This is a genomic window from Desulfovibrio sp. Huiquan2017 (genome assembly GCF_017351175.1).
GTDB lineage: Bacteria > Desulfobacterota > Desulfovibrionia > Desulfovibrionales > Desulfovibrionaceae > Pseudodesulfovibrio.
Window position 1 is genome coordinate 1 of the sequence record NZ_JAFMPN010000006.1, and the last position, 14,340, is coordinate 14,340.

15 protein-coding genes are annotated in these 14,340 nt (G+C 63.2%); 3 read left to right on the forward strand and 12 right to left on the reverse strand.

Translation table 11 applies throughout. The features are described 5' to 3' along the window. Nucleotides 1-93: 93 nt before the first annotated feature. From J0909_RS05950 to nifH, 12 genes are all read right to left on the reverse strand, one after another. The gene (locus J0909_RS05950; protein ID WP_207261291.1) at nt 94-339 is read right to left on the reverse strand and encodes a hypothetical protein; all 246 of its coding nucleotides are present in this window, start codon (nt 337-339) and stop codon (nt 94-96) included. 597 nt (nt 340-936) lie between these two features. After that, entirely contained in the window at nt 937-2,205 is a 1,269-nt protein-coding gene (locus J0909_RS05955) for a NifB/NifX family molybdenum-iron cluster-binding protein (RefSeq protein ID WP_207261293.1), read from the reverse strand. Nucleotides 2,206-2,280: 75 nt separating this feature from the next. Beyond that, complete coding sequence (locus tag J0909_RS05960; RefSeq protein ID WP_207261294.1) at nt 2,281-3,648, reverse strand: nitrogenase component 1; 1,368 nt, start codon at nt 3,646-3,648, stop codon at nt 2,281-2,283. Beyond that, nucleotides 3,641-5,044 carry a nitrogenase iron-molybdenum cofactor biosynthesis protein NifE gene (gene nifE, locus J0909_RS05965; RefSeq protein WP_207261295.1) on the reverse strand — a complete coding sequence of 468 codons (1,404 nt, stop codon included), beginning with the start codon at nt 5,042-5,044 and terminating at the stop codon, nt 3,641-3,643. Before nifE ends, J0909_RS05960 begins: the two co-directional genes overlap by 8 nt. 116 nt (nt 5,045-5,160) lie before the next feature. Then, nucleotides 5,161-5,487, reverse strand: coding sequence for a GNAT family N-acetyltransferase (locus J0909_RS05970; RefSeq protein ID WP_207261296.1), 327 nt, complete (start codon nt 5,485-5,487; stop codon nt 5,161-5,163). Nucleotides 5,488-5,502: 15 nt separating this feature from the next. Further along, nucleotides 5,503-5,805: a (2Fe-2S) ferredoxin domain-containing protein gene (locus J0909_RS05975; protein WP_207261297.1), complete on the reverse strand. Its 303-nt coding sequence runs from the start codon at nt 5,803-5,805 to the stop codon at nt 5,503-5,505. Between the two features lie 20 nt (nt 5,806-5,825). After that, on the reverse strand, nt 5,826-7,001 hold the full coding sequence (locus tag J0909_RS05980) for a radical SAM protein (RefSeq protein WP_207261298.1): 1,176 nt from the start codon (nt 6,999-7,001) through the stop codon (nt 5,826-5,828). 73 nt (nt 7,002-7,074) lie between these two features. Further along, entirely contained in the window at nt 7,075-8,451 is a 1,377-nt protein-coding gene (gene nifK / locus J0909_RS05985; protein ID WP_207261299.1) for a nitrogenase molybdenum-iron protein subunit beta, read from the reverse strand. A 15-nt stretch (nt 8,452-8,466) separates the two neighbouring features. Then, complete coding sequence (nifD, locus tag J0909_RS05990; protein WP_207261300.1) at nt 8,467-10,104, reverse strand: nitrogenase molybdenum-iron protein alpha chain; 1,638 nt, start codon at nt 10,102-10,104, stop codon at nt 8,467-8,469. Nucleotides 10,105-10,128: 24 nt separating this feature from the next. After that, nucleotides 10,129-10,503 carry a P-II family nitrogen regulator gene (locus J0909_RS05995; RefSeq protein WP_207261303.1) on the reverse strand — a complete coding sequence of 125 codons (375 nt, stop codon included), beginning with the start codon at nt 10,501-10,503 and terminating at the stop codon, nt 10,129-10,131. Further along, nucleotides 10,503-10,856 (reverse strand): P-II family nitrogen regulator, encoded by a 354-nt coding sequence (locus J0909_RS06000; protein ID WP_207261305.1) that lies wholly within the window; start codon nt 10,854-10,856, stop codon nt 10,503-10,505. Before J0909_RS06000 ends, J0909_RS05995 begins: the two co-directional genes overlap by 1 nt. A 66-nt stretch (nt 10,857-10,922) precedes the next feature. Continuing rightward, nucleotides 10,923-11,750, reverse strand: coding sequence for a nitrogenase iron protein (gene nifH, locus J0909_RS06005; protein ID WP_207261307.1), 828 nt, complete (start codon nt 11,748-11,750; stop codon nt 10,923-10,925). 324 nt (nt 11,751-12,074) lie between these two features. Here nifH and J0909_RS06010 point away from each other — a divergent pair, with 324 nt between their 5' ends. The 3 genes from J0909_RS06010 to J0909_RS06015 all read left to right on the forward strand — a co-directional run bounded on the left by J0909_RS06010 (nt 12,075) and on the right by J0909_RS06015 (nt 14,339). Beyond that, nucleotides 12,075-13,169 (forward strand): LeuA family protein, encoded by a 1,095-nt coding sequence (locus J0909_RS06010; protein WP_207261309.1) that lies wholly within the window; start codon nt 12,075-12,077, stop codon nt 13,167-13,169. Between the two features lie 8 nt (nt 13,170-13,177). Continuing rightward, nucleotides 13,178-13,306 carry a hypothetical protein gene (locus tag J0909_RS18340; RefSeq protein ID WP_286181820.1) on the forward strand — a complete coding sequence of 43 codons (129 nt, stop codon included), beginning with the start codon at nt 13,178-13,180 and terminating at the stop codon, nt 13,304-13,306. Between the two features lie 178 nt (nt 13,307-13,484). After that, nucleotides 13,485-14,339 (forward strand): hypothetical protein, encoded by an 855-nt coding sequence (locus tag J0909_RS06015; RefSeq protein ID WP_207261310.1) that lies wholly within the window; start codon nt 13,485-13,487, stop codon nt 14,337-14,339. The last annotated feature ends 1 nt before the right edge of the window (nt 14,340 follow it).

Sequence of the window (14,340 nt, forward strand, 5' to 3'; positions counted from 1 at the left end):
CAAGAAATACGGGAGTCCTTGACATGGGGCCGCATAAGAAATGCCCCGCCGAATGACTGGCGGGGCTTTGTCGTTACCAACGGGACAGGAAGGCTACTCAATCGCGCCGAGGGTGCGCACCGAGGCGATCTTCTCCCAGTCGTAGTAGGTATTGACGTTCAGGCCGTCCTTGACGCAGGTCATGCGGACGAACTCCTCGCCCAGAAACAGGGTCGCCCCCTCGTAGATCTCACCCTCGTTGACCTGGATCTTGACGTCCTTGCGCAGCTTGCGGGACATGGTCCCCTGCACCGGTTTGGATGCGTACTCGAAGACTTTTTCCAATGTCGCCTTGTTCATGCGTTCCTCCAGGGACTCTTTCTGGTTTCGGACCGGAAGAAACCGGCCCGGAAAAGACTGTCGGGCGGCGCGATCGGGCCGGTACGACCTGTATGCGATCGCGGTCAGCTCGGTTCGAGCGCGAGGCGCAAGGGATAGCCGGGGGCGAAGCGTATTTCCCCATACGCGAGGGTCCGGCTATCCCGCCGCAACGACGCGATCGGGCCGATATGGCCTGTATGCAATCGCGGTCAGATCGGTTCGAGCGCTAGGCGCAAGGGATAGCCGGGGGCGAAGCGTATTTCCCCATACGCGAGGGTCCGGCTATCCCGCCGCAACGACGCGATCGGGCCGATATGGCCTGTATGCAATCGCGGTCAGATCGGTTCGAGCGCTAGGCGCAAGGGATAGCCGGGGGCGAAGCGTATTTCCCCATACGCGAGGGTCCGGCTATCCCGCCGCAACGACGCGATCGGGCCGATATGGCCTGTATGCAATCGCGGTCAGATCGGTTCGAGCGCTAGGCGCAAGGGATAGCCGGGGGCGAAGCGTATTTCCCCATACGCGAGGGTCCGGCTATCCCGCTGCAACGACGCGATCGGGCCGATATGGCCGCGATTAACCGCACCCCGCGCCGCCGCCGGCACAGCCCGAGCCGATGCCCGAACGGCGGACCTTGAGTGCGTTGATGTCGCCGCCCTCGAAGACGAAGCGCAGGGCGTCCTCGATGAAGCCGTCCACGGTGTGAGCGCGGATGCCGTGCTCCTCAAGGACCAGACGCGGGGTCTCGCCCACGGCGGCGCAGAGCACGGCCCGGCAATCCTTGAGAGCGGCAGCCAGGTCGGCCCAACGCTGGGGACCACACCCCGCCTGCGGGGCCGGGCGCTCCTCGACGAACCGATAGCCGCCGGACTCGGACTCGCCCCATATCTGGAAGGCCTTGGCCTCGCCCAGATGCTGGTTGACGAGCAGCCCTTCGCGGGTAGCCACGGCCACGAACGGGCGGGCCATGGCCGCCTCCAGGGGCTTAAGCTTGGAGCAGGCCTGGAGCGTACCGCACAGGGCCGAGGACTGGTCATCGCCAAGCAACCCCACGGCGTCGGCGCGGCAACGCTTGCAGTGGGTCATCTGCTCGATAAAGGGTTCGGCCTCCCTGCGCAGGGGCAGGATGGTCTCGCGGCCCGGTTCCGGGATATGCTCGAACGGAGTGTCGGCCGTGGGCTTGAGCGGGATCATGTTCTGGATGTCCGCGCCCAGGGAAGCGCAGACCCTGGCCACCTCGACCACATGATGGTCATTGACGCCGGGGATGACGATGGAGTTGATCTTGACCGTGACGCCACGCTTTTTGAGCCCCCTGAGAGCCGCAAGCTGGCGGTCCAGGAGGATCTCCGCGCCCTTCTCGCCGTGGTAGACCACGTTGCCGTCCTTGACCCAGGCGTAGATCTTGGCCCCGATGGCCGGATCCACGGCCGAAATGGTGATGGTTACGTGGGACACGCCGAGCTCGGCGATGTCGTCCAGATACGGCAGGATGCCCATGCCGTTGGTGGACAGGCAGAAAAGCAGTTCGGGATGGCTCGCGTTCAGCAGCCGCATGGTCTCCAGGGTCTCGGCCGGGTTGGCGAAGGGATCGCCGGGACCGGCGATGCCCGCCACGGTGATGCGCGGCTCCTTCTCCAAAACCTTTTCCATGTATTCCGCGGCTTGAAACGGCTTGAGCACGCCGGAGGTCACGCCGGGGCGGGACTCGTTCACACAGTCGTACTTGCGGTTGCAATAGTTGCACTGGATGTTGCACTTGGGGGCCACGGGCAGGTGCACGCGGCCACAGCTTCCGGCGCTCTTCTTGTTGAAACAGGGGTGCTTGGTGGTATCCTTGGACATGTCGGTTCTCCTGTGGTTGCTTCGGCGGGGGCACGCATCCGTTTCCTCCCGCCGCGTCGGTGCCGCGTTCCGTGTTTAGATATAGCCGTAGCCGATGGGAGAATCGGCCTGTTTCTTCTCGATGACCGCGTTGACAACCCGGTCAAACAGGGCCTGGGTACCCTTGTAGCCGAGAGTCAGGGTGCGCTGACCGCCGAAGCGGTCATGAATGGGAAAGCCCACGCGGACCAGGGGCACGTTCCACGCCTTGGCGTAGCGGTATCCCTTGGAGTGTCCCACCAACAGATCCGGAGCGAGTTCCCCGGCCTCGGCCGCGATGTCGTGAAAATCCACGGCCTCGCGCACCTCGGGGGCGATGCGGGCCACGCCGTCGGTGACCTTGGCGATGGCCTTCTCCAATCCCTTGTTGCGCGCGCCGGTGCCGGCCAGGACCACGTCCACGCCGATCTCGGACAAGAACGCGCACAGCCCCACGACCAAGTCCTCCTCGCCGTAGACCACGGCCCGCTTGCCGAAGATGTACTTGTGGCCGTCCACGTAGGCGTCCACCAACCGGCCGCGCTCCAGTTCGTAACGACGCGGCATGGCCTTGCCGGAGATGTCTTCCAGGGTCTCGAAGAAACGATCGGACTCGCGCAGCCCCATGGGCAGGCCGAGGCGGTGATTGGGTATGCCGAACCGCTCCTCCAGGCTCGCGCCGCCGCTCTTGGCGGGCAGACAGCGGCCGAATTCGATGGTCGCCCGCGAGCCGCTCATGGTCTTGATGTCCCCGATGGGCGTGCCGCCCTCGGGAATCTTGACGTAGTCTTCGAGGGCCGGGCCATCCAGGGTCTCGGAGATATCCGGGAGGATGGTCGCCTCGATGCCGAAATGGTCGCAGATGTCGCGCAGATGGCGGACGTCTTCGCAGGAAACCAGGCTGGGCAGGATGTTCACCCGGCCGGTGGCGGGCGCCTTTTCCAGGCAGAGCTGCTCGACCATGGAACGGACCGCGCCGTGCCAGCCATCCATATGCGTACCGTTATAGCTGGGGGTCGAAACCCGAACCAGTTCGGGAAGATCGAGATCGCCGAATTCCTTGTAGAACTCCCCGAAGTACATGGGTACGTCGTCGCCGATGGTCTCGGTCAGGCAGGTGGTCGCCACACCGATGAGCTTGGGCTCGTACTTCTTCATGACGTTGAGGATGCCCTTCTTGAGATTCGGGCCGCCGCCGTAGATGGCGTTCTTCTCGCCCAGCGCCGAGGACGCGATGTCCACGGGCTCGCGGAAATGGGAGATGATGTAGCGGCGCATGTAGGTGGCGCACCCTTGGGAGCCGTGCAGGAAGGGAATGGCCCCCTCCACGCCCCGGAAGGCCAGGGAGGCCCCGAGCGGCGTACACAGCTTGCAGGCGTTGGTGGTGGAGACGAAATTGGGCCTTGCGGTCTTGACCTTACTCATTGGCGGCCTCCTTGCGGGCTTCCTTGGCGAGGTTGGCGCGATTGGCGCGCCGCGGGGCGAATTGCCAGACGGGAGACATGGCCGAGGAATGGATCTCGCGGGCGAAGTTGAGCATACCCCGAAACCCTTCCAGGGCCTCTTTGCGCTCGTGGTTGTGGTCGCAAAAACCCACGCCCAGCTTGTAGGCGATGGGCCGCTCCTTGACCCCGCCCACAAAGACGTCCACATCCTTCTCCTTGATGAAGTGGGAGAGTTCGAGCGGATTGGCGTCGTCGATGATGACCGTGCCGGGGTCGGTGATCTCGGCCAGCTCGGCGTAGTCCTCCTTGGTGCCGGTCTGGGAGCCGACAACCACGACCTTCATGCCCAGATGGCGGAAGGCCTTGACCAGGGAGAAGGCCTTGAAGGAACCGCCCACGTACATGGCGACCTTCTTGCCCTCCAGGTCCCTGCGGTAGCGGGCCAGTTCGGGCATGAGCTTGCCAAGCTCCTCGCGGACCAAAGCCTGGGTCCGTTCCACGATGCCCGGATCCATGTCCTTGAAGAAGTCGGCCACCTGGTACAGGGAATCGGCCATGTCCTCGATGCCGAGATAGGAAACGCGCTTGAACGGCGTGCCGAACTCCTCCTGCATCATCTTGGCCAGGTCCAGAGTGGCCCCGGAGCACTGGACCAGATTCAAGGCCGCGCCGTGACACCGGGCGATGTCGGCCACGCGGCCGTCGCCGGTGATGTTGGCAACCACCTCAACGCCCATGCGTTCGAAGTATTCGCGAATGATCCAGATCTCCCCGGCCAGGTTGAAGTCGCCGAGGATATTGATGGACACGGGCGAGATGTCGGCGGTGTCGCCTTTGCCGATGAGCCGAAACATGGCCTTGCATGCGGCCAGGTACCCGGCGCGCTTGTTGCCCTTGAACCCCTCGGACATGACCGGCAGCACCGGGATGCCCTTCTTTTCGGTCATCTTGCGGCAGACCGCCTCCAGGTCGTCGCCGATAAGCCCCACGATGCAGGTGGAGTAGACGAAGGCGGCCTTGGGAGAGTGCCGGTCGATGAGTTCATCCAGGGCGGCGGCAAGCTTTTTCTCGCCGCCGAAAATAACGTCGGTCTCCTGAAGGTCCGTGGAAAAGGACAACCGGTGGAGTTCCGGCCCGCTGGACAGCGACCCCCGGATGTCCCAGGTGTAGACCGCACAGCCGATGGGCCCGTGCACCAGGTGCAGGGCATCGGCGATGGGATAGAGGACCACGCGGGAGCCGCAGAACACGCAGGCGCGCTGGCTGACCGCGCCCGCCAGGGATTCGCGGTTGCAGGCGATGTCGATGGCGCCTTCGCCGGTCCGGTGGATCTGGTCCCGTCTTTCCTCAAGTATGGTCGAACTGGTCGTGCGCATTATGCTTCCCCTATGTCGATACATTACAAGTCGTTGCCCGGACGCCGGCTATCTTCTGCCGGGACCGCGTCCGGATCCGCGAGGAGCATCAGCCGCCCCACGCTGTCGGCCCAGGCTCATTCGGTGAGCCTATGGATCAGCAGTTCGCCGAGGCCCTGGCCCCGCCAGTCCTCACGGACAACCACATCTTCGATGAGGACGGCGGGACCGCCTTCGGCCTCTTGGATCGTCAGCCGTCCCGAACACAGACCGACCACAGTCCCGTCGGCGATGTTCGCGATCAGGATGCGTCCCCGACCGTTTTTCAGCATCAGTTCCGGATCGCGCCGTTGCCCGTCCCTGTTTACGGTCTCCTCGCAGGGCGAAACGACCGAACGGTGCAGGGACACGAGACCGGGAAGGTCCGCGCGGGTTGCGGGGCGGATGACGACGGCTTCAGGCATGGGACTCTCGATGGCTTAGGACGCCAGGTACTCGGCGGCGGGTTCGCCGTCTTCCAGGCCGTCCAAAATGGTGTCGATCGCTTCTTCGGAATTCACGCCCTTGAACCACCAGTTCTCGGGCTGGATGACCATCATGGGCCCGGACTCGCACTGCTTCAGGCAGGTGGAGCCGACCACCAGGGCGTCCATGCCGCGATCCAGAATCTCCTCCTCGATATATTGCAGGAACCCGTCGGTCTGCTTGTGACAGATGCCCTTGGGCTCTCCGGCCGCGCGGAAGGACTGACAACAGATGATCATTCTCTGGGGGATAGCCATTTCCTCTACTCTCCTTCTGGTTACTTCTTGTTCTTCTTGCCTTTCTTACCGCCCCCGTAGAGCACATCCACGGTTCCCTCGATCTCGCCGTCCGTGATCAGGACGGACAGACCCTTGCGGCTCAAAATTCTTCTCGGGTTCTCCCCGGCCGAGGCGGCCAGCAGAACGAAACAGTCATGCAGGATCTCGGACAGCTCCTCCCAGCGCCGAGCTCCGGCCCCGGGCTCCGGCAGATCGCGCATGCCCAGCAGACAGGCCAGGCCGTCCCCACGCGGGCCGTAGATCATGGCCTTGACGGCATGCCCCAGGTGCAGGTCCACCTCCATGCCGTTGGAGCTGACCACGGCCACGTTGGGCCGCTCGCGGGTGGGTTTGGGCAGGACCGCGACCTTGGCCTCGGGCTTGCCCGCGACCTCCAGGCCGACCAGCTCCACGCCGCATTCGTCGAACCCGGGCATGATGTCGATGTGCCGCCCCGCACGCTCGCGGATCTCGGACAGCAGCTCCAGGTCTGTGGCCGCCGGTCCGTCCTCCACGCCCTCCCCGGGATGGTAGGGAACCACGGCCATGATATCCGCGCCGAGCCCGGCCATGGTCGAGGCGATCCTCTCCACATGTCCGGCGTTGTAGCCGGGATACACGGTGGTGTTGACCTTGACGGTCAGCCCGGCGCGCTTGAAGGCGGCCACGGACCGGGCCTGATCCGTGACCAGCAGCTCGGCGGCCTCCTTGAGCGGCAGGGTGTGCCGGGCGGGCCGGATCCAGGCGTAGAGCTTTTCCGCCACCTCGGGGTCCACGGCGTCCACGAGCACGGTCACGTGGGATACGCCGAGATCGGCCAGTTCCTCGGCGTATTCAGCGCCGTTCATGCCCAAGGTGGTCAGGCAAAGGGAAAGATCGGGGTACTTGTCCCGGACCAGACGCAGGGTGCGCAGGGTCAGATCCGGGGCGGTCAGGGGGTCGCCGGGGCCGGTAATGCCGACGATGCCGATGGGCTTGTCCTGCTCCAGGACGTGATCCAGCCAGTTGAGGGCCTCCTCGGGCATCATGGCGGGCCTGGGGCCGTCGTTCCCAGCAAAGCGGATGCGGGCATTGGCGCGCGGGGCCACGGGCAGGTGCAGACGGCCCACGGTTTTGCGTACGGTCATGCCGAAGCAGGGATGGGATGCGTACTCTTCAGCGGTGGTCTTGGACATGACGAATTTCCTGGGTTGGGAGTTTGGTCCGGGGCGGAGGGGGAAGGACTCCGCCCCGGACCGGGTTTGAACGCTACAGGACGAGCTCGAACTTCGTCTCCGGATCGTCGCGGTCCTTACGATCCAGGAGCAGATCCAGAATCTTTTCGAGAAGCCGGAGTCCGCCCTTGTAGCCGACTGTCGGGAAGTACTGGTGGCCCTGGCGGTCCAGGATGGGGAACCCCCAGCGCAGCAGCGGAATGTCCTCATCGCGGGCGATATACTTGCCGTAGGTGTTGCCGATGAGCAGGTCGACCGGCTCGTTCTTGATCCACTGGTGCATCAGGAACATGTCGCCCTTGGCCTTGACCTTGACCTCGAAGGGCTGGTCCGCGCAGATCTCCCGGATGCGGCGCTCGAAGGCCTTGCCCGGGGTGCCGGTGACCACGTAGACGGGCTGCATGTCCAAGGAAACCAGGAACTCGCACATGGAGATGAGCTGATCCGGGTCGCCCCAGATGGCCACGCGCTTGCCGTAGAAGTACTGGTGCATGTCGGAGATCATATCGACCAGCTGGCCGCGCTCGTTGGACACGGAATCGGGCACGGATACGCCCGCCACGGTGCGCAGCACGTCGATGAAGCGGTCGGTGGCGGCCAGGCCGAAGGGCATGTCCAGCACGGTGCACGGGACCTTGCATTTGGCGTCGAGCCAGCGGGCGGCGTCGGCCGAACACCACTCGCCCAGCGCCAGGGTGCCCAGGGCGTCGCCGGTCCTCTTGAGCGCTTCGATGGTCACGCCGCCGTCGGGGAACATCTTGTATTCGCCGGTCAGCGGCGCGTTGAGCACGCCGTCGGTATCCGGGAACAGGGTGACGTCCACGCCGACCATTGCGCACAGCCGCTTGATCTCGGCCATGTCGGCGGGCTCGACCCAGCCGGGGATGACGTTGACTTTGTGGGTCTTGCGGCCCGAGGGCTCGGCCAGTTGGGCCATTGCCTTGACCATGTTGGAGAAGCCGGTCACGTGGGATCCCACGTAGCTCGGGGTGGCGGCGCCCACCAGGGTCTTGCCCGCCGGGACCTTGCCTTCCTTGGTGGCCTTGTCGAAGATCTGTTTCAGATCGTCGCCGATGGTCTCGGACAGACAGGTGGTGTGCACGGCGATCACTTCGGGGTCGTAGACCGTGAAGATGTTGTTGATCGCCTGGATCAGGTTGGCGTGGCCGCCGAACACGGACGCGCCTTCCGTGAACGAGCTGGTGGACGCGGACACGGGCTCCTTGTAGTGCCGGGTCAGGGCCGAGCGATGATAGGCGCAGCAGCCCTGGGAGCCGTGGGAATGCGGCAGGCAGCCGTGGATGCCCAGCGCGGCGTACATGGCGCCGATGGGCTGGCACGTCTTGGCCGGGTTGATGGTCAGCGACTTGCGCTCCATCACTTCAACGGGGGTGTGTCTGAGTAATGCCATGGTTCTTATCCTTCCTTATTCCCACACAAAGGTGCCGGTGAGTTCGGGAGACTTCTGCCAAGGGGCCTCCGTGTAGGACCAGACCTTGCTGCTCACGAGGCGATCGACCGTCTTGTAGAAGTTGATCGCGCCCTTGAAGCCCGCGAAGGGTCCGCCGTAGTCGTAACTGTGCAGTTGGAGCATGGGCACGCCGTTTTTCTGGATGGAGTACTTCTCCTTGATGCCCGCGCAGAAGATGTCCGGCTTGTAGAGCTCCACCAGCTTCTCGGCCTCGTACTGGTTGAGGTCGTCGATGATGATGGTGCCGTCGGCCATCTGCTTGTTCATGCCCTCGTATTCCTTGAACTCGAAGCCGGAGTCCTCCAGGGCCTTGAGTTCCTCGGCGGACTTGCGCGGGTTGTAGAGCTCGGGATCGGCCGAAACCTCGATTTCCTCGATATTGCGGGAGTCGGCGTCCGGGACCAGGTCGGGGATGACCTGACGGCCCTCGTAGTCGTCGCGGTGGGCGAACTCGTATCCGGCGGACAGGGTCTTCATGCCCAGTTCGGTAAACAGATCCTGATAGTGGTGGGCGCGGGAGCCGCCGACGAAGAGCATCGCGGTCTTGCCCTCGGTGTGCGGCTTGTGCTCGGCCAGGGCGGCCTGAACGCCCTTCATCTCCTCGGCGATGACTTCCTCGATGCGCTCCATGAGCGCCTCGTCGCCAAAGTACTCGCCGATCTTGCGCAGGGACTTGGCCGTGGAGTCGGCGCTGATGAAGTTCACCTTGATCCACGGGATGCCGTACTTGGTCTCCATCATGTCGGCCACGTAGTTGATGGACCGGTGGCACATGACCAGGTTCAGGTCGGCGTGGTGGGAACGGGCGAACTGGTCGTAGGATGAATTGCCGGAGAAGGTGGACAGACAGGTGATGCCGCATTTCTTGAAGATGCGGTCGATCTCGAAACCGTCGCCGCCGATGTTGTATTCGCCGAGCAGGTTGATCTTGAACTCGCCTTCCTGGGCCTTGGTCTGCTCGCCCACCAGATGGGTGAAGACCTGGTTGTTGGCGATGTGGTGACCGGCGGACTGGGACACGCCCTTGTACCCCTCGCAGGAGAAGGCGAACACGTTGCAGTCCCCGAACTTCTCTTTCATCTTCCGGGCCACGGCATGGATATCGTCGCCGATCAGACCCACCGGGCACGTGGCGAAAACGCAGATGCCCTTGGGATGCAGCAGGTCGTAGGCCTCCTGGATGGCGGCCGCGAGCTTCTTCTCGCCGCCGAAGATGATGTCCTGGTCCTGCATATCCGTGGAGAAACAGTAGGTCATGAAGTTGTCGCCGTCCGGGCCGGCATCGGTCTGGTTGCGACGGGTGAGCCAGGAATAGAATCCGCAGCCGATGGGACCGTGGGTGATGTTCACGATGTCGCGGGTCGGCCCCATGATGACGCCCTTGCATCCCGCGTAGGTACAGCCGCGCATGGTGATGATGCCCGGGATGGTGCGGACGTTGGCCAGGATCTCCGGCGGCGAATCGCTGCCGGTGGCCTCGTTGATCATGATCTGCTTGGCGCGCTTGCGGGCCACCTTCGGAGGATACTTCGCAAGGATATCTTCCTTGATGTCGGTGGGCGTGAGCTGCACGAGCTTTTTCGTCTTAGCCATGTATACTTTCTCCTTAAATCGGCGCTAAGCTATCGCCTTTTCACCTGTTTCATGGGTTCTGACGCGCACGGCGCCGCCGACGGGCAGGACGAAGATCTTGCCGTCGCCGGGCTTGCCGGTCCGGTTCACGGCCATGATGGCCTGGACCACGTCCTCCACCATGTCGTCGGGCACGACCACGGTCATCATGCGCTTGGCGTAGAGCTTGCCCTTCTCGCCCAGCACTTCGGCCGCTTCCTCGTATCCCTGCTCCACTCCGGAGACGATGGCCGCATTGACGAACCCCTTGCCGCGCCCCTGCGCCTCGTGGGCGAAGAAGGCATCCACACCGGCGTCGGTGAGGGCGGCCTTGGTCTTGTTCATCATGTTCATGCGCACCACTGCGATGACTTCCTTCATTACGCGGCCCCCTCGCTGGCTACGGTGGTCTCGTTGACGCCGGAACTGATGGTGTAGACGTCATCCACGTCGGAGACGAAGATCTTGCCGTCGCCAAAAGCGCCCTTGGTGCCGGAGCGGGCGGCGTCCATGATGGTATTGATGACGAAATCCTTGTCCTCGGCCTTGACGACGCTCATGAGCATGGTTTTGGGGATCTCGTCGTAGGTGACCTCGCCGATCTTGATGCCGCGCTGCTTGCCGCGACCGGCCACGGAATATTTGGTGACGGCGGGAAAACCGTTGTCCATCAGGGCGGCCAACACGTCGTCCGCTTTCTCGGGCCGTACAATCGCTCGAATCATGATCATCATTTCTGGAATCTCCTATTTGCTTGCTATTTTTAGCTTTTGATTAATTTCAGAGTATTGCGCGATGGATTAGGCTTCCATGATTCCGTAGTCCATGAGCAACTTTTCCAGATCTTCGATCTCAAGCGGGTTCGGGATGACGAACATCTCGTTCTCGTCGATGGCCTTGGCCAGACCGCGGTATTCAGAGGCCTGGGGCACGGAGCCGTCCCATTCGATGACCGTCTTGCGGTTGATCTCGGCGCGCTGCACGTCGTTGTCGCGCGGCACGAAATAGATCATCTGGGTGCCCAGCTTGGCGGCCAGCTCGGTGATGAGATCGGCCTCGCGGTCGGTGTTGCGGGAGTTGCAGATCAGACCGCCCAGACGGACGCCACCGGATTCCGCGTACTTCATGATGCCCTTGCAGATGTTGTTGGCCGCATACATGGCCATCATCTCGCCGGAGCAGACGATGTAGATTTCCTGAGCCTTGCCGTCGCGGATGGGCATGGCGAAGCCGCCGCAGACAACGTCGCCGAGGACGTCATAGAAGGCGTAGTCCAGCCCCTCGGACTCCTCGTAGGCGCCCAGGGATTCGAGCATGTTGATGGATGTGATGATACCGCGGCCAGCACAGCCCACGCCGGGTTCCGGACCGCCGGACTCGACACACCAGGTGCCGCCGTAACCGGGCTTGCGGATGTCTTCGAGTTCCACGTCCTCGCCTTCTTCACGAAGGGTGTCGAGCACGGACTTCTGAGCCAACCCGCCCAACAGCAGGCGGGTGGAGTCGGCCTTGGGATCGCAACCGACGACCATGACCTTGCGGCCCATTTCAGCCAGGCCGGCAACAGTGTTCTGCGTGGTGGTGGACTTTCCGATGCCGCCCTTTCCGTAAATCGCTACTTTCCGCATGATTTCTCCTCCATGGGTTTGTTTGCGTCGATGAGACCCCTTACGGCAAATGGCGTGCCAAACCGCAAAAGACATGTCATCATCCTGTTTTTAAAGGAGAAATAAAAAATCCTACAACGGTGTCGCTTCCTACGAAAAGTGTAGGCGCAGACCATATGAGCCGACACAAATGTGGAAACCTACAAAAACGTAGGCAATTCCATCTCTTTTTCGTCAATAAAATATACCAATTATTTCAATGAATTATAAGAATATCATCAATTGGCATCCTTCATGCTCAAGGAGAGTCAGCATCATCCGCAACCATCTATGAGGACAAACCACATGTTGATCGACACCACACTCAGAGAAGGAGCGCAGCTATTCGGGGCCTACTTCTCCATGGAAGCGAGGGAACGGATCGTGTCCGGTCTTTTGTCCATCGGCGTGGACGAGATCGAGTTGGGCTGGGTCGGCCAGGAGGGATTGGACGAACTCGTCCGCGCCATAGGCAAACGGCGCGGGCGGACCGCCCTGTCCGTCTGGTCGCCCTGCCGCGAGGCGGACATCCGCAAGGCCGCCGGGCTGGAGGTGGACCGCATCAACATCGGCGTACCCGTTTCCGACCTGCACATCAGGAATCGACTCCGGATCGACCGCGAGGGGCTTCTGGAACGCCTGGCCCGCACCGTGCTCGCGGCTCGGCTCCTGGGTATGGATTACGTGTCCGTCGGCCTGGAGGACCTCTCCAGAGCCGACCCGGACTTCGCCCTGAGGGTGGCCGGATTGGCCCAGGACGTGGGCGCTGCCCGCGTGCGCCTGTCCGACTCCCTGGGGCTGCTCACCCCGGTCAAGACCGCCCAAACGGTCGCCACCTTCAAGAAGGCGTTGACCATCGACCTGGCCGTGCACTGCCACGACGACTTCGGTATGGCCACGGGCAATGCCGTCACCGCCCTTGCGGGCGGCGCGGACTTCGCCGACGCCAGCCTGCTCGGCATCGGCGAACGGTCCGGCATCGCGGCCACCGAGGAGTTGGCCGCCTACCTGACACTCAAGGAGGAAAGCCATGCGTACAAAGTTGAGAATCTTCGCGACCTCTGCCATTTCGTTTCTCAGGCTGCCGGGGTGCCGATTCCCCGCACCAAGGCGATCGCGGGCAAGGACATTTTCGCTTGCGAGTCCGGCCTTCACGCGCACGCCCTCAGCAAGTCGCCGGAGCTCTTCGAGCCCTTCGACCCCAGCCGCATCGGCGCGGACCGGATGGTCGCGGTTGGCGGAAAAAGTGGGCGAGCGGCGGTTGCCCACGCCCTTGCGCGCCGGGGGCTCGAACTGCCCGAGCAGCGGCTCACGGTCCTTGTCGATGAAGTGAGAAAGTTGGCCTGGGAGCTGGAACGCCCCTTGACCGAGGTGGAACTGACCAAGTTGGTCGAGAATTAGGAGACGGCGTGTTCAAAAAATTCATCTACATCTGTCTGTGGCTCTGTATCCTGTCCGGCACCGCGTCCACGACGTCTTCCCCGGCGTTTTCTCCGGCTTCGGGGCCCGCCGCCGTTCGGGCCGTTTTTACCCCGTAGGCGCGGCATGGGCTTTACGGCGTCGCCAATCACCGACGGACCGGCCGTGCGACGTCGCGTCGCACGTCCCCGCTTTTCATCGGACGCCACGGCCCGGCCGGACGCCCCGCACCCGCATGGCCGACGACGACGGGCCCGTCCCGCCGCCGCGCCTGCCCAAATCCCCAAAGAGGTTTCCATGCAGACTCTATCCACACCATATGGTGAATTGATTCCCCAGCACACGGCCGACGATTTGCGCAAACGGGAACTCCTGCCCATGGAATACCACGGCTCGGGCGGAATCAAGTCCGTGCCCCTGGAAACGCAGACGGTCATTTCCACCCCGGCCGGGGATATCCCGGCAGAACTGGTCTCATTCCATGAAAACGGGACCATCAACCGCATCTTTCCCCTGAACGGCAAGTTGTCGGGCTACTGGAGCCAGGAAGACGAAGCCGGACTGGCCAGGCCCGTCACCCTGACCACGCCCATAGGCCCCATTCGCGCCCGGATCATGAGCGTGGGCTTCTACGACAACCTGGCCCTGCGCAGCCTGACCCTGTGGCCGGGCGAGACCCTGTCCGTGCCCACTCCGGTCGGGCCCTTGGAAGTGCGCATCGGAGTGAGCTTCACTCCGGAGGGGCGGGTGCGTTCCGTGGAACCGGCCAAGCCCACCGCCGTGCCCACCCGGGCGGGCGAGATGACCGCATACGACCCCGACGCCGTGGGCGTGAACGGAGACGCCAATTCTCTGATTTTCGATGATGCGGGAAAGGTCTGCCAGGTGATCACCACCCTGACCAAGCTGACCGTGGTCCATCCGGACGGGCACACCCACTGCCACATCCCGGAACACCGGGAGAGTCTTTGCAGCGAGGCCGAACAGGAGGTGGTACCCATGTGCGTGGAATTCGACGAGGACACGGTAAGCATCAGGATCAACCCGGACCGGCCGCCCCTGATATTGCCCAGAGAGGGCCACGTGTTCTTTGCCGAGCCGTACCTGCCGCAGTTGGCCAACCCCTTCGCGGGGCTGCACTGCGCCATCTAGG